Source organism: Nesterenkonia aethiopica, assembly GCF_039534665.1.
Classification (GTDB): domain Bacteria; phylum Actinomycetota; class Actinomycetes; order Actinomycetales; family Micrococcaceae; genus Nesterenkonia; species Nesterenkonia aethiopica.
Window position 1 is genome coordinate 196,240 of record NZ_BAAAVT010000001.1, and the last position, 15,403, is coordinate 211,642.

Below are 15,403 nucleotides of genomic sequence, written 5' to 3' on the forward strand. Positions count from 1 at the left end.
CCCGGTCTCCGGGTCGGCGGCCTCCGTCGCTCAGCGGCGATCGTCGTTCACAGGTCCAGGTGCGGGAAGGCCTGGGCGAGCAGCGTCTCCAGCTCCTTGGCGTGACGCCGGGCCTGACCGACGGACGTGGCCGCGGACTCCCCGCGGGAGACCAGCTGAAGCTCCTGGTCGAGCAGCGGCACCAGGCTGAGCCCCAGGAAGGGCCAGGGACCCTGGTTGACGGGCTCGTCCTGCGCGTAGATGAACTCGGCGTCGGCGGGGTAGGAGTCCAGCTCCTCGCGCAGCTGGTCCACCGGCAGGGGGTAGAGCTGCTCGAGCCGCACGATCGCCGTCGTCTGGTCGTCGTGCTTGGCCCGCGTGGCCACGAGGTCGTAGTACAGCCTCCCCGAGGTGATCAGCACGCGCTTGACCTCGGACTTGTCGACGCCGTCGTCTCCGATGACCTCACGGAAGGTGCCGGTGGTGAAGTCCTCGACGGAGTTCGCGGCGGCCTTGAGACGCAGCAGCTGCTTGGGGGAGAACACCACCAGCGGCCGGCGGGGCCGTGCCACCGCCTGACGGCGCAGCAGGTGGAAGTAGTTCGCACCGGTGGAGGGCATGACCACGGTCATGTTGTCCTCCGCGCACAGCTGCAGGAAGCGCTCCGGCCGACCGGAGGAGTGGTCCGGGCCCTGGCCCTCATAGCCGTGCGGCAGCAGCATCACGACCGAGGAGCGCTGGCCCCACTTCTGCTCGGCGGTGGCGATGAACTCGTCGATCACCGTCTGCGCGCCGTTGACGAAGTCGCCGAACTGGGCCTCCCACAGCACCAGGGCCTGGGGGTTCTCCACCGAGTAGCCGTACTCGAAGCCCAGGGCCGCATACTCGGAGAGCAGCGAGTCGTAGATGAAGAACCGCGCCTGGTCCTCGGTCAGGTTCTTCAGCGGGTACCACTCGTCGCCGTTGACCCGGTCGTGGAACACCGCGTGCCGCTGGACGAAGGTACCGCGCCGTGAGTCCTGACCGGCCATGCGGACCTCGATGCCCTCCATCAGCAGCGAGCCGAAGGCCGCGATCTCGGCGAAGCCCCAGTCGATGCCGCCTTCGCGGGCCATCTTCGCCCGCTTCTCCAGCAGGGACTTCAGCTTCGGGTGGGCGGTGAAGCCGTCCGGGATGTTGGTGTGCACCTCGCCGATGTGTGCCAGCGACTCCTCGGAGACCGCGGTGTCGTCCGCAGCCCGGATCGGGGTGTCCTCCTCCAGCTCCGAGGCCGTCGGGGCGACGATGTCGCCGCCGCCGCTGGGCACGCTGACGGTCGAGACCGGCTGGGTCTGGGCCGCGTGAGTCTCGGTGAAGACACGCTCCAGGCGCTGGCGGAAGTCCTGCAGAGCCTGGTCCGCCTCGTCCTGGGTGATGTCGCCACGACCGACCAGATTCTCCGTGTAGAGCCGACGGGTCGACCGCTTGGCCTCGATGAGGTTGTACATCTTCGGCTGGGTCATCGCCGGGTCGTCGCCCTCGTTGTGGCCACGGCGGCGGTAGCAGACGAGGTCGATCACGACGTCCTTGTTGAACCGCTGCCGGTACTGGAAGGCCAGCGAGGCCACACGCGCGACCGACTCCGGGTCATCCCCGTTGACATGGAAGATCGGGGCCTGGATGGCCTTGGCCATGTCCGTGCAGTAGGTCATCGAACGGCCCGACTGCGGCGCGGTGGTGAAGCCGACCTGGTTGTTGACCACCACGTGGACGGTGCCGCCGGTGCGGTAGCCGCGCAGCTGGGACAGGTTCAGCGTCTCGGCGACCACGCCCTGCCCGGCGAACGCGGCGTCGCCGTGCACCAGCAGCGGCAGCACCGAGAAGGAGCTCAGGCCGTCGGGTCCTCTGTCCAGGCGGTCCTGCTGGGCACGCACGATGCCTTCGAGCACCGGGTTGACCGCCTCCAGGTGGGAGGGGTTCGCAGCCAGGTAGACGCTGGTCGAATTGCCACGGTCAGAGGTGAACGAGCCGCGCGTGCCGAGGTGGTACTTCACGTCGCCCGAACCGATGCCCGCCTCGCGGCCCTCGAACTCGCGGAAGATCTGCGCGTACGTCTTGCCCGCGATGTTGGCGAGGACGTTGAGACGACCTCGGTGCGCCATGCCGATGGCCACCTCGTCGAGTCCCTCGTCGGCGGCTTCGGAGAGGATCACGTCCATCAGCGGGATCAGCGACTCGCCGCCCTCCAGGGAGAAACGCTTCTGCCCGACGAACTTCGTCTGTAGGAAGGTCTCGAAGGCCTCGGCGGCGTTGAGGCGTCCCAGGATGCGGAACTGCTCGTCACGCGACGGCTTCGAGTAGGGGTGCTCGATCTCGTCCTGGAACCACTGGCGTTCCTCCGGAGACTGGATGTGCATGTACTCGATGCCCGTGTTGCGGCAGTAGGTGTCCCGCAGCACGCCGAGGATGTTGCGCAGCGGCAGCATCTGCTTGCCGCCGAACCCTCCTGTGGGCCAGTCGCGGTCCAGGTCCCACAGGGTCAGGCCGTGAGACTCGATCTCGAGGTCCGGGTGCTCCCGCATCCGGTACTCCAGCGGGTCCACCGAGGCCATGAGGTGGCCGCGCACCCGGTAGGCGTGGATCAGCTGCTGGATCCGGGCGACCTTGTTGATCTGGTCCTCAGGGTTGACCTGGATGTCAGCCGACCAGCGGACGGGACGGTACGGGATGCGCAGCGCTTCGAAGATCTCGTCGTAGAAGCCGTCCTCGCCCAGGAGGAGCTGGTGGATGGTCTTCAGGAACTCGCCGGAGCCGGCGCCCTGGATCACCCGGTGGTCATACGTGGAGGTCAGCGTGATGACCTTGGAGACGGCGAGCTTGTTCAGCGTCTTCTCCGAGGCGCCCTGAAACTCGGCCGGGTACTCGAGGGCACCGACGCCGACAATGCAGGCCTGCCCCTGGGAGAGCCGGGGCACCGAGTGCACGGTGCCGATGCCGCCGGGGTTGGTCAGGGAGACCGTGGTGCCGGCGTAGTCGTCGGGCGTGAGCTTGTTGTCCCGGGCGCGCTTGACGACGTCGTCGTAGGCCGCCCAGAAGTCGGTGAAGCTCATGTCCTCGGCGCCCTTGATGTTGGGCACCACCAGGGCGCGCGTGCCGTCGGGCCGGGGCATGTCGATCGCGAGCCCGAAGTTCACATGCGCGGGCTGCACGGCGGCGGGCTTGCCGTCCTTGACGGTGTAGGTGACGTTCATCGACGGGTGGGCGCGCAGCGCCTTGACCATGGCGTAGCCGATGATGTGGGTGAAGGAGACCTTGCCGCCCCGGGTGCGCTTGAGGTGGTTGTTGATGACCACGCGGTTGTCGATCAGCAGCTTCGCGGGCACGGCCCGCACCGTGGTCGCCGTCGGCACGGACAGGGAGGCGTCCATGTTGGCGGCGATGGCCTTGGACATCCCCTTCAGGACGGTGACCTCGTCCTGCTTCGTCTCCTTCGGCGCCTCGTCGCCCCGCGAGTCGGAGGGCTCGGAGGGGATGGGAGTGGTGCCGGAGTCCTTGGACTTCTTGGTGGTGGGCTGCTTGGGCGCCACGGGGCGGGTGCCGGTGGGGGACTTCTCCGTGGCGGGCTTCTGCTGGTGCTCCGGCTCGGCGGGCGTGGCCGTCATCGGGGTGCTCTCCTGCCGGGAGTTCTGCTGGTTCGTCGCAGCGGCCCGACGTTCGGCTGCGGTGCCGTTGCCGGAGCCGCCGGCCGGGGTCGACGAGGCGGAGGAGGCGGAGGCGGAGCTTCCGGAGGCGCCGTTGCCTGCCTGAGCGTCTTCGGCGGGGGACTCGCCCTCGAGTCGACGGAAGATGTCAGCCCACTTGCGGTCCACGGAGTCCGGGTCCGCCTTGTACTTGTCGTATATGTCGGCGACCAACCATTCGTTTCCGGGGAACTCCTCCGCGAGACGGCTGGACGTTAGCTCTGGCACTGTGGATACGCCTCTTCCATATGTGTTGTGTCGGTTCGCCGCACCGTGCGCGTGCATGTCCGGCCGAGATGCTCGGCCGGCGGTGCGATATTCCCACCAGGAGGGTCACGACGACGGCGTCCTCGCCGTCCGCCGGGCTCTCGCCCCGGCTGGCCGGAGACCCTCTCGGTCACCTCGTCCCAGCATAGTGACTTTCCTGACGGAGCCGCCACCGTGCGCGGTATCGTGTCTGATGCCGTGCGACACGTCCTCTGAGGGGCGGTGTCCCCGCGGCGCGAGCGCGAGACCCCGAAGGGCGGACGACCACCCCCATGAAGTTCCTCAACGAGCCCACCACCGACCTGACGTACGCCGACGTCTTCCTCGTCCCCTCCCGGTCCGAGGCGATGTCGCGGATGGAGGTGGACATCTCTGCCGACGACGGCACCGGATCGACCATTCCGCTGGTCGCGGCGAACATGACGGCGGTGACCGGCCGGCGCATGGTCGAGACGATGGCGCGCCGCGGCGGACTCGGAGTGCTGCCTCAGGACATCCCGCTGGAGGTGATCCGGCAGGTCACCGAATGGGTGAAGTCCTGCCACCCGGTCTTCGAGACGCCGCTGAAGGTCGGCCCCCAGGACACGATCCTCGACGTGCTGCACCTGTTGGACAAGCGGAACCATCGTTCGGTCTGCGTGGTGGACGAGGACCTGCGCCTGGCGGGGATCGTCACCGCCGAGGACGGCGAGGGACGCGACCGCTTCTCCTCCGTCGGTTCGGTGATGCGCATGCCGCAGGTGCGGTTCACCACGGCCGAGCTGGGGCTTCAGGAGCAGGCCGGCGCCCAGGACGCCGAGGCTCTGGACGCCGGGCTCCGGCAGGCCTTCCTGGCCATGGACGAGCTCGGCTGCGACTACGCGCCGGTGACCACCTCCGACGGCACCCTGGCCGGCGTGCTGACGCCGCGCGGTGCGCTGCGCTCCACCCTCTTCGCCCCCAACCTGGACTCGGCGGGACGGCTGAAGGTCGCCGCCGCCGTCGGGATCAACGGGGATGTCGCGGGGCGGGCGGAGTCGCTGCTCGACGCTGGTGTGGACGTGCTGGTGGTCGACACCGCCCACGGCCACCAGCGCAAGATGTTCGAGGCGCTGCGGGCCGTCCGCGCCGTGGTGGACTCCCACGCCGAGGGCGGTCCTACGGTCCCCGTGGTCGCGGGCAATGTGGTGACCCCTGAGGGGGTGCGCGACCTGGTCGCCGCCGGCGCGGACATCGTCAAGGTCGGGGTGGGGCCCGGGGCGATGTGCACCACCCGCATGATGACGGCCGTGGGGCGGCCGCAGTTCTCCGCGGTGCTCGAATGTGCGGCCGCGGCCCGCGAGCTGGGACGGCACATCTGGGCGGACGGCGGTGTGCGGCACCCGCGGGACATCGCACTGGCGCTGGCCGCCGGTGCCTCGCAGGTCATGGTCGGCTCCTGGTTCGCCGGGACGTTCGAGAGCCCCGGTGATCTCATCGCCGAAGCCGACGGGCGCCGGTACAAGGAGAGCTACGGCATGGCTTCCGCCCGGGCCGTCCAGCATCGCACCGCCGGTGAGGACGCCTTCTCCCGTGCTCGGAAGAGTCTCTTCGAGGAGGGGATCTCCACCTCGAAGATGTACCTGGACCCGCAGCGGCCGGGTGTGGAGGACCTGCTGGACTCGATCACCGCCGGGGTGCGTTCGTCGATGACCTATGCGGGCGCCCGGGATCTGCCGCGCTTCCGCGAGCAGGCGGTCGCAGGTGTGCAGTCGGCGGCAGGCTACGAGGAGGGCAAGCCGGTCCCCACGACGTGGTGATCCGGGCGGCGGAGGCGCAGCGCCGGGGGACGCAGTGGTGCGGCCCCGGCGTCCCGCGCTACACTGCGAAGTCTTATGGAGTGTCGACAACCGGGCTCGCGCCTGATTCTCACTGTTCCTGCTCGCCTTCCGGTCCCGTCCACCGGTTGCAGGGCCTCGGCCCGCAGCCGTTCCGGACCACCCCGCCTCCCCGACCGTGCTCCGGCGTCCGTACGCCGGTCCGCGGAGTCGCGGAGGTGCAGCTGACCCCGTGGAATGGATTCTCCTGGGCGTCGGACTCCTGCTCATCCTGGGCACCGGATTCTTCGTCGCCGTCGAATTCTCCCTCGTAGCCCTCGACCAGCCGACGGTCCAGCGCGCCATCGACGACGGCGATCACCGGGCGGTGCCGCTGATGCGCTGCCTGAAGTCGCTGTCCACGCAGCTCTCGAGCTGCCAGCTGGGCATCACGCTCACCACGCTGCTGACCGGGTATGTGGCCGAACCGGCCCTCGGGGCCCTGCTGGCCGGTCCGCTGGACGTGCTGGGCGTACCCGACCAGGCGGTCGGTGCCGTCTCGCTGACGATCGCCATGACGGTCGCGACCCTGGTGACGATGCTCATCGGCGAGCTGGTCCCGAAGAACCTCGCGATCGCCGAGTCCTTCGTGATCGGGCGCGCACTGGCCCGCCCGCAGCTGGTCTTCACCGCGATCTTCCGCCCGCTGATCGTGGTGCTCAACGGATTCTCCAACCAGGTCCTCCACCGCTTCGGCCTGGAGGTCAAGGAGGAGCTCTCGGGAGCCCGCACCCCGGAGGAGCTGTCCTCGATGGTGCGCCGCTCCGCCATGCTGGGCACCCTCGACGAGGGCACCGCGGCCTATCTGGACCGGACCCTGCGGTTCTCGGAGCGCACAGCCGCGGACGTGATGTCGCCGCGGCCGCGTATGGTGACCGTGGACGCAGAGGCCCCGCTGACCGAGCTCATCGATGTCGCCCGGCGCACCGGCTACTCCCGGTTCCCCGTGCTGGGGGAGTCCGTGGACGACGTCCGTGGCATCGCCCATCTGAAGAAGGCCGTGGCCGTGCCGCGTGACAAGCGCGCCGGGTTGGTGGCCGCGACCGTGATGACCGAGATCACGCGGATCCCTGAGACCATCCATCTGGACTCGCTGCTCTCGGTGCTCCGGGAGGCTCCGCTGCAGGTCGCCGTCGTCGTCGACGAGTACGGGGGCACGGCAGGCGTCGTCACCCTGGAGGACCTGATTGAGGAGATCGTCGGTGAGGTCGCCGACGAGCATGACCGGCTCACGCCCGGAGTGCTCCAGGCCGCTGACGGAGACTGGTACTTCCCGGGGCTGCTCCGCCCCGATGAGATCAACCCCCAGATCCTCGAACTGGACATCCCTGAGGGCCCGGCCTACGAGACCGCTGCGGGTTTCATGCTCGACCGCCTGGGCCGCGTGGCGGGCGTGGGTGACGAGACCGAGGTCGAAGGGGGCAGGCTCGTCGTCGCGGGGGTCGACGGGCGCCGGATCGACAGGATCCGTTTCGTCCCCGATCCCGAGGCCCGGCGGATAGCCGCCGAGGCCGCCGCTGAGCGTGTCCGGCGGGCAGCGGCGGAGCGTGCGGAGCACATGCGCGCCGCCGCCGACCGGAACGGAGGTGACCCGCGATGATCTCCGACGTGATGGGGATCGTCTGGCTGGTCCTCCTGCTTGCGGGCAATGCCTTCTTCGTCGCCGGCGAGTTTGCGGTGATGAGCGCTCGACGCAGCCAGATCGAACCGAAGGCGGAGGGCGGTTCCACGGCCGCGCGGACCGCTCTCTATGCCATGGAGCACGTCTCGCAGATGCTGGCGATCGCTCAGCTGGGCATCACGGTCTGCTCGCTGCTGATCCTGCAGGTCTCCGAGCCTGCCATCCATCATCTGCTCACCGAGCCGCTGATGTGGCTGGGCCTGAACCCGACGGCGGCCTCCGTGGCGGCCTTCCTGGTGGCGCTGGTGATCGTCTCCTTCCTCCATGTGACGCTGGGGGAGATGGTGCCGAAGAACTTCGCCGTCTCCGTGGCGGACCGCGCGGTGCTCATGCTGGCGCCTCCGATGGTCGTCCTCTATCGGATGCTCAAGCCGGTGATCGTCCTGCTCAACGTCTCGGCGAATCTCGTGCTGCGTCTGTTCGGCGTCACCCCCCGTGACGAGGTCGTCTCGACGTTCACGCTGGAGGAGATGCAGTCGATCGTGGCCGAGTCGACCCGCGGGGGGACGGTCCATGACGACGCCGGCGTCATCGCCGGTGCCCTGGTCTTCGGCGACTACACGGCGGAGTCTGTGATGGTTCCTGTCGAGGATGTGGTCACCGTGCCGGCCGACGTCACACCGCAGCAGGTGGAGAAGGCGGTGGGACGCACGGGCTTCTCGCGCTTCGTCGTCGTCGACGGGGGCGGTGAGATGACCGGGTACGTCCACCTCAAGGACGTGATGAGCCTGCCCGAGTCCCAGGTGGGGGAGCCCATGCCGGTGACGGCGGTCCGATCGCTGGGCAACATGGCCCCGGCGGACGAGATCGAGGACTGTCTGGCCCAGATGCAACGCACGGGCTCACACCTGGCCCGTGTCATCGACGCCGGCGGCGAGACGCGGGGTGTGCTCTTCCTGGAGGACGTCCTGGAGGTGCTGGTGGGGGAGATCCACGACGCCACCCAGTCTCGGGATTCACGCCGCCGGCACCGGGTCGGCGAGGACGGCTGAGGGCGTGCGGGCGGACCACAGAGGACGGCACTCAGTGCGCAGATGAGATTTGTTCTCAACATCGAGCAGGCGTACGCTGTAGTGCGCCGCGGGCGTGCAGCCGCCCGTCCGGTCCATGCCGCGAGACAGAGAGCCCGACCATGACTCAGAGCCGTTCCGCAGACGTCGTCCCCGTCGTGACAAGCCCCCACCGTCGACGTCGGCTCCGGTGCCGCGGGGCGCTGGCCTGGTTGGTGGTGCTGACGGCGACGTCCTTGACGTTGACGGCCTGCGGGGGCGGCGGCGAGACCGCTGACGACGCTGGCTCCAGCGACGGTGAGGACACGGGCCTGGTCATCATCGCCTCCACCGACGTGTACTCCGACCTGGCGGAGAAGGTCGTCGGTGACACCGCCGAGGTGGATGCCATGGTGGACAACCCGGCCATGGACCCGCATTCCTATGAGGCCACTCCCCAGGACCGCCTGAGCATCGAGCAGGCGGACGTGATCATCGCCAACGGTGGGGGCTACGATCCCTTCATCACCCGGCTGGCCTCCTCCGCCGACAAGGACGACCTCGTCTATCAGGTCATCGACGGGGAGAACCATCACGACCATGAGTGGACGGGGAACTACGAGAACGAGCACGTCTGGTACGACTTGGCTCTGATGGCCGACGTCGTCCGCGACTTCGGCGAGCACATGGGTGAGCTTGCCCCGGAGAACGCCGAGCTCTACGCGGACAACGCCGAGTCGACCGCCCAGCAGATCGAGGAGCTGGATGAGCGGAACCGAGCCCTCGACGCCGACGGGCTCAGCTACCTGGCCACGGAGCCCGTCTCGCAGTTCCTGCTGCTCGACGCCGGTTTCGAGGACCTGACCGAGGAGCAGTTTCTCGCGGCCGTCGAGCATGGTGACGACGTCGCTCCGCGCCTCTACCAGGATGCCCTCGACACAGCGACCGGTGAGGACATCGACATGCTGGCCTACAACGAGCAGACTGAGACCAACCAGTCCCTGCAGATCCGCCAGGCGGCGGAGGAGGCCGGTGTCCCGGTGCTTGAGTTCTCCGAGACGCTGCCTGACGACATCGATGACTTCTTCGAGTGGATGGAGCACAACATCGACCAAGTCCAAGAGATCGTGGAGGCCGCCGGTGAGTGATCGCGCCGGGGTCACCCCGGCACTGTCCTTGGGCGGCGCCGGAATCGCCTTCCACGGCCGCACGCTGTGGGAAGGGCTCGACCTCGATCTGGCTCCGGGAGAGTTCCTCGCCGTGCTCGGCCCCAACGGGGCCGGCAAGTCCACGCTGCTGAAGGTCCTGCTCGGGCTGCAGCGCCTCACCGCCGGGGACGTCCGGGTGGCCGGCCGTCCCGTACACCGGGGCAGCAGCGACGTCGGCTACATCCCCCAGCAGCATGCCCTGCCCGCGGAGACGCCGCTGCGGGCTCGCGATCTGGTCGCCCTCGGGTTGGACGGCCACCGCTTCGGCTTCCGGATGCGCCCGCGCGAGCAGCGCCGCGAGGTGGACCGCCTTCTCGAGCAGGTCGGCGCCACCGACTACGCCGAGATGCCTGTCGGGCTGCTGTCCGGGGGTGAGCAGCAGCGTCTGCGTGCGGCCCAGGCCCTGGCGTCCGACCCCGCCGTGCTGCTCTGCGACGAGCCCCTGCACTCCTTGGACCTGCATCATCAGCAGGCGATCACCGACCTCATCCAGCGCCAGGCGGCGGAGCGCGGTGCGGCGGTGGTCTTCGTCACCCATGAGATCAACCCGGTCATCGAGCATGTGGATCGGGTCCTCTACATCGCCCGCGGCAGGCACCGCATCGGCCCGACCCGCGAGGTCATGCGCTCCGAGGTGCTCAGCGAGCTCTACGACGCACCCATCGACGTCATCGAGCATCAGGGACGGCTGGTTGTGATGTCCCATCACCTGGAAGGGCATCACTGCGCTCCTGGGCACGGTGCGGACGCCACGGTCGAGCACGCGGCCGGCGGCGCCGGCTTCGCACCGGAGGACCCGCGGGTCGGGGTCGGGCCGCACGTCCACGACGACGATCATGAGACGCACCGGCACGCCGCCTCGCACGCCGCCTCGCGCGACGGAGCCGCCGACGTGTCACGAGACCGGAGCACAGGGGCCGCCCGATGATCGAACAGATCACCTCCTCGTTCAGCGTCGACGGCTACTGGGAACTGTTCGGTCTGGTCCGGAACTCCGTCATCACCGCGGCCGTCCTGGGACTGATGGGCGGCGTCATCGGTGTGCTGATCATGCTCCGGCGCACCGCCCTGGTGGTCCACGGGATTGCGGAGATCTCCTTCGCCGGAGCGGCGCTCTTCCTGCTCATCGGGCTCGACGTCGTGCTGGGCTCCGCCATGGGTGCGGTGGGCACGGCTCTGCTGATCGGCGTGCTGAGCCTCAAGGACAAGGACACCAGTGCAGTGACCGGTGTCCTGATGCCCTTCGGTCTCGGCTTGGGAATCCTGTTCCTGTCCCTCTATCAAGGCCGGTCAGCCAACCGGTTCGGCCTGCTGACCGGGCAGATCGTCGGTGTGGACGACATGCAGACCCGCACGCTGGTCACCGGGGCGCTGGTGATCACCGCCGTGGTGGCGTTCCTCTGGCGTCCCCTGCTGTTCGCCTCCATCGATCCGCAGCTGGCGCAGGCCCGGGGAGTGCCGGTGAACATCCTCTCGCTGGTGTTCATGGTGCTGCTCGGCGGCGCAGTGGCGATGTCCGTCCAGGTCGTGGGTGCCCTGCTGGTGCTCTCTCTGCTCGTGGTCCCCGCTGCGGCGGCCCTGAAGGTCACCGCTCGCCCGGGGCTGGCAGTGGCGCTCTCGATGGTCTTCGCGCTCGTCTCCGCCGTCGGCGGAATCATGCTGGCTGTCACCGGTCAGATCCCGATCAGCCCCTACATCACCACGATCTCGTTCCTGATCTATCTGGTGTGCCTCTTCGTCGGCCGCGGGCGACGCCTTCGACGTCAGCAGCAGGCGGCGCGCGTCATGGCGGCCCCGGACGGCGGCCGTCCCGGAGGCGGCGGGGCGATCGGTGAGGAGCCTGCCTCGACGTCGCCGGCGGCTCCTGTGCGGGCCTGACGCTCACTCCTTCTGAGGTGCTCAGTGCGGCGACGCTCTGGGGCGTGTCAGGCCGTGCTGGCCTGCTGCGCCTGCCGTGCCGCGCAGGTCTCGCACAGGCCGAAGATCTCGAGGGTGTGCCGCACGTCGGTGAACCGGTGGTGCTGCGCGAGCGCCTCCGTCCAATCCTCGATGTCGGGCGCCTCGAACTCCACTGCCAGCCCGCAGCCGCGGCAGACCAGATGATGGTGGTGCTCGTCGCGGGCGCAGAGCCGATACACCGCTTCGGTGTCGTCCGGGCGCAGGACGTCCACCAGGCCCTCCTCCTGATGGGCCTGCAGGATCCGATAGACGGTGGCCAGAGAGACCTTCTCGCCGCGGTCCTCTAGGATGCGGTGCAGGTCCTGCGCGCTGACGAAGTCCTCGAGCGAGTTCAGTGCGGCCCAGACGGCCCGCTTCTGGCGGGTGGAGCGCCCCCGCACAGGGGGCGTCGTCGCGTTCTCAGCAGTCACAGGTCTCGTCCTCGCTCGGGTGAGGTGGTCTCAGGGATCCCTCCAGCCTAACAGCGGCTCACGGGGCGTCCGGGTGGCGCCGGGCGGACGAGCTGACTCCCTCGCACCCTTGACTCCGGTATGTGACCTCCAATACTTTATCGATAAATCATTGTGGTCTGCACAACACGTCGGAGGGAAGCTCATGAGACGACGATCCCGCCTGGCCGGACTCGCCGCCGCAGCCCTGGTGCTGCCGCTGGCGGCCTGCGGCGAGGGAGAAGGCGAGGAGCCGCTCCAGTTCTGGAACCTGCTCAGCGGGGACGACGGTCGCTTCATGCAGCAGATCGTCGCCGACTACAACGCCACGGACCCGGAGATTCCGGTCTCCTTCCAACCCGCGCCGCGGGACGACATGTACATGCGGATGTACTCGGTGGCCCGGGCTGGTGCTGACATCCCCGATGTCGTGCTCGTCCACAATCTGGCCATTGCGGAGCTGGCGAGCAACGAGATCCTCACGCCGATCGAGCCGCTCCTGGAGATGGAGTCCGGGCTCACCGCGGAGAACTACCTGGAGCCGGCCTGGCAGGCGGGGGAGTATGACGGGGCGCAATGGGCGGTGCCGTTGGACCTCCATGGCCTGGTCACGTATTACAACGATGAACTCCTGGAGGACCTGGATCTCGAGCACATCCTCGATGACGATCTCGTCACGGTCGAGGAGATCATGGATCTCGAGGGCCAGCTCCCTGAAGGGGTGTACGCGACGACGACCTTCTTCGCCCCCCTGCTGGTCTACAACTGGCAGTACAACATCGGCGAGGGCGTCGGGGACGGCGCCGAGGACATCGACTTCTCTGCGGAGCCCTATGTGCAGGCCCTCGAAGCCATCCAGGGCATGCAGGAGGCCGGGCTGATGGCCCCGGAGGACGCTGACTCCGCCCAGGTCTTCCGCAGCGGACGTGCGCTCTTCCACCCCTCCGGGACCTGGGAGATCAGCGGCCACGACGACGTCGAGGGTTTCAGCTGGGATCTGACGCACAGCATGCAGATCGATCCGGTGAACGCCGTGAACCACTTCGAGTCCCATGCCTTCGTCCAGATGGCCGACGACGACCGCGATCCCGAGCGGGATCGAGCAGTCGCGGACTTCCTGGAGTTCGTCCGCACCCATTCGCTGGGCTGGGCCGAGGCGGGGCAGATCGTGGCCAGTCGGGACACGTTCGACAGCGAGGCCTACCAGGATCACCCCCAGTCCTTCTTCACCCGTCCGGAGAACGAGGAGCTGCTGGTCACGGACAACTTCGAGTACGCCCCCTACGTCGGGGAGGCGATCTGGGACGAGACGCCGAACGTGGCCTTCGGACGGCACAGCATCGAGCAGGCCGTCGAGCGGATGAACGAGACCACCCGGGCCCGCATCGAGATGGTGGAGGCACCATGACCATGACCACGACCACGACCACGACTGCACGAGCGCAGCGCGGCGGAGACCGCCGCGCGACCCGGCCGCCGAGCCGTCTCCCGCAGGGCCTGCGGGCCTGGTTCCGCGTGATTCCCTTCATGGGGCCTCACCTGGTCCTCTTCGCCGTCTTCGGGCTCTTCCCGGCCTGCTTCGGCATCTACGTGGCCTTCACGCAGTGGAACCTCATCGGGGATCCGCAGTGGGTCGGCCTGGACAACTTCCGGGTTCTCTTCGACACCGACCACGCCTTCCACCGCATCTTCATGAACGGCCTGTGGAACACGATCCTCTTCGTGGTCGTGGGCGTTCCGCTGCTGATCGCTGTGCCCCTGGTGCTGGCTGTCATGCTGTCCCGCAAGGACCTGCGGGGAGCCAATGTCTTCCAGGGCATCTTCTTCGTGCCCGGCCTGATCGCGGTCTCCGCCGCGGCGATCGCCTGGAACCTGGTGTTCAACCGCGAGTTCGGGCCGATCAACCACTATCTGGGCACGGACATCAGCTTCACGACGACTCAGCCCTGGGCCTGGACGACGATCTTCGTGCTCACCGTCTGGGCCGGCATCGGGGGCAACCTCATCATCTATCGCTCGGCGATCTCCGCCGTGCCCCAGGAGCTCTATGAAGTGGCCTCCATCGACGGCGCCGGGGCGGTGCGCTCCTTCTTCAACGTCACGCTGCCCTCGATCCGGCTGCCGCTGCTCTACACCACGGTGATGACCACCACCGTCTCCTTCAACGTCTTCGCCCAGCCGCTGATGCTCACGAACGGCGGTCCCGCCGACAGCACCACGGTGCTGATGATGGAGGTCCGCGACCTGGCCTTCGGCGGCGGTCCCTCGATTGCGGGCGTCGCCTCCGCCATGGCCGTGCTCCTCGGGCTGGTGCTCATGGCGATCTCCGCGATCCAGTTCTTCATCATGTACAGGAGGACCGATGTCTGACACGGCCGTCATCCAGACCGACCAGCGGGCGCCCGGACGTGGCGGCGCCGATGGCGTCCCCGGGCAGCCGCACCCGGTGACGGGGCGTCCTCGGCCGGGGAAGGGCTCGAACCTCGGCAGCCCCATGCGCTCCAAGCTGGCCCTGACCATCACCTACGTGGTGCTGCTGGCGCTGGCCCTCATCTGGCTCCTGCCGGTGGTCTTCGCCCTGTCCACCTCCTTCAAATCGCCCACCGAGTTCGCCTTCGAGTCCTTCCGGCTGCTGCCGGCCCAATGGGTGGCCGACAACTACGTCTCGCTGCTCAACGATGTGGCCGGGTACCCGGTGCTGCGGTGGTTCTGGAACTCCATGTTCATCTCCACCATGCATGCGCTGCTGACCGTCGTGGTGGTGTCCATCGCCGGCTACGGATACTCCCGTCTGGACTTCCCGGGCAAGGACGTCCTGTTCTTCACGCTGCTGGCCATCTCGCTGTTCCCGGTCATCGCGAACCTCATTCCCCTCTACGAGATCGTGTCCCGACTGGGATGGGTGAACTCTCCGTGGGCGATGATCGTCCCCGGCCTGGCGGGAGTGGCGAACATCTTCCTGGTGCGGGCCTTCCTCGCCGGGATCCCCAAGGAGATGGACGACGCCGCGCGCATCGACGGTGCCGGCGACTTCCAGATTTTCTTCCGGATCGTGCTGCCGATGATCCGGCCGATCCTCATCGTCATCTTCCTGTTCGCCTTCACCGGCTCCTGGAACGACTTCCTCTGGCCGTTGATCGTGTTCAACGACGTGGACCAGATGCCCATCACGGCAGGGCTCCAGCTGCTGCAGAACATGCTGGCAGAGTACGACCGAACAGGGCAGCTCATGGCCTCGGCGGTGATGGCGATGATTCCGACCCTGATCCTCTTCCTGGTGGCCCAGAAGTACTTCGTCAGCTCGCTGAGCATGTCCTCCGGGATCAAGGGGTGAGCGC

General features: G+C 68.2%; 11 protein-coding genes. 9 read left to right on the forward strand and 2 right to left on the reverse strand.

The features are described from left to right. Window positions 1-47 precede the first annotated feature (47 nt). Window positions 48-3,926 carry a multifunctional oxoglutarate decarboxylase/oxoglutarate dehydrogenase thiamine pyrophosphate-binding subunit/dihydrolipoyllysine-residue succinyltransferase subunit gene (locus tag ABD658_RS00890; RefSeq protein ID WP_344683517.1) on the reverse strand — a complete coding sequence of 1,293 codons (3,879 nt, stop codon included), beginning with the start codon at window positions 3,924-3,926 and terminating at the stop codon, window positions 48-50. 311 nt (window positions 3,927-4,237) lie between these two features. Between ABD658_RS00890 and guaB1 the strand changes: the two genes are divergently transcribed. The 6 genes from guaB1 to ABD658_RS00920 all read left to right on the forward strand — a co-directional run bounded on the left by guaB1 (window position 4,238) and on the right by ABD658_RS00920 (window position 11,556). After that, window positions 4,238-5,743 (forward strand): GMP reductase, encoded by a 1,506-nt coding sequence (guaB1, locus tag ABD658_RS00895; protein ID WP_344683515.1) that lies wholly within the window; start codon window positions 4,238-4,240, stop codon window positions 5,741-5,743. A gap of 250 nt (window positions 5,744-5,993) precedes the next feature. Next, window positions 5,994-7,400 carry a hemolysin family protein gene (locus ABD658_RS00900; RefSeq protein WP_344683513.1) on the forward strand — a complete coding sequence of 469 codons (1,407 nt, stop codon included), beginning with the start codon at window positions 5,994-5,996 and terminating at the stop codon, window positions 7,398-7,400. Next, complete coding sequence (locus ABD658_RS00905; protein ID WP_344683511.1) at window positions 7,397-8,473, forward strand: hemolysin family protein; 1,077 nt, start codon at window positions 7,397-7,399, stop codon at window positions 8,471-8,473. Before ABD658_RS00900 ends, ABD658_RS00905 begins: the two co-directional genes overlap by 4 nt. Window positions 8,474-8,613: 140 nt before the next feature. After that, a complete protein-coding gene (locus tag ABD658_RS00910; protein ID WP_344683509.1) occupies window positions 8,614-9,618 on the forward strand; it encodes a metal ABC transporter substrate-binding protein in 1,005 nt (334 codons plus the stop codon). After that, complete coding sequence (locus ABD658_RS00915; RefSeq protein WP_344683507.1) at window positions 9,611-10,606, forward strand: metal ABC transporter ATP-binding protein; 996 nt, start codon at window positions 9,611-9,613, stop codon at window positions 10,604-10,606. Before ABD658_RS00910 ends, ABD658_RS00915 begins: the two co-directional genes overlap by 8 nt. Next, the gene (locus ABD658_RS00920) at window positions 10,603-11,556 is read left to right on the forward strand and encodes a metal ABC transporter permease (protein WP_344683505.1); all 954 of its coding nucleotides are present in this window, start codon (window positions 10,603-10,605) and stop codon (window positions 11,554-11,556) included. The genes ABD658_RS00915 and ABD658_RS00920 overlap by 4 nt, the downstream gene beginning before the upstream one ends. Window positions 11,557-11,603: 47 nt before the next feature. Here ABD658_RS00920 and ABD658_RS00925 read toward each other — a convergent pair whose 3' ends face one another. Then, window positions 11,604-12,047 carry a Fur family transcriptional regulator gene (locus ABD658_RS00925; protein ID WP_344683503.1) on the reverse strand — a complete coding sequence of 148 codons (444 nt, stop codon included), beginning with the start codon at window positions 12,045-12,047 and terminating at the stop codon, window positions 11,604-11,606. A gap of 184 nt (window positions 12,048-12,231) precedes the next feature. Here ABD658_RS00925 and ABD658_RS00930 point away from each other — a divergent pair, with 184 nt between their 5' ends. Genes ABD658_RS00930 through ABD658_RS00940 form a run of 3 tightly spaced genes read left to right on the forward strand, consistent with a single transcriptional unit; the run spans window position 12,232 to window position 15,399 of the window. Next, entirely contained in the window at window positions 12,232-13,473 is a 1,242-nt protein-coding gene (locus ABD658_RS00930) for an extracellular solute-binding protein (protein WP_344683501.1), read from the forward strand. Between the two features lie 2 nt (window positions 13,474-13,475). Then, window positions 13,476-14,435, forward strand: a complete 960-nt coding sequence (locus tag ABD658_RS00935; protein ID WP_344683499.1) for a carbohydrate ABC transporter permease — start codon at window positions 13,476-13,478, stop codon at window positions 14,433-14,435. Further along, complete coding sequence (locus ABD658_RS00940; protein ID WP_344683497.1) at window positions 14,428-15,399, forward strand: carbohydrate ABC transporter permease; 972 nt, start codon at window positions 14,428-14,430, stop codon at window positions 15,397-15,399. Before ABD658_RS00935 ends, ABD658_RS00940 begins: the two co-directional genes overlap by 8 nt. Window positions 15,400-15,403 lie beyond the last annotated feature (4 nt).

Bases quoted from the DNA above. Each gene is read 5' to 3' on its own strand.
- guaB1 (WP_344683515.1), top strand. From the start codon at position 4,238: ATGAAGTTCCTCAACGAGCCCACCACCGACCTGACGTACGCCGACGTC.
- ABD658_RS00905 (WP_344683511.1), top strand. From the start codon at position 7,397: ATGATCTCCGACGTGATGGGGATCGTCTGGCTGGTCCTCCTGCTTGCG.
- ABD658_RS00910 (WP_344683509.1), top strand. From the start codon at position 8,614: ATGACTCAGAGCCGTTCCGCAGACGTCGTCCCCGTCGTGACAAGCCCC.
- ABD658_RS00920 (WP_344683505.1), top strand. From the start codon at position 10,603: ATGATCGAACAGATCACCTCCTCGTTCAGCGTCGACGGCTACTGGGAA.
- ABD658_RS00930 (WP_344683501.1), top strand. From the start codon at position 12,232: ATGAGACGACGATCCCGCCTGGCCGGACTCGCCGCCGCAGCCCTGGTG.
- ABD658_RS00935 (WP_344683499.1), top strand. From the start codon at position 13,476: ATGACCACGACCACGACCACGACTGCACGAGCGCAGCGCGGCGGAGAC.
- ABD658_RS00940 (WP_344683497.1), top strand. From the start codon at position 14,428: ATGTCTGACACGGCCGTCATCCAGACCGACCAGCGGGCGCCCGGACGT.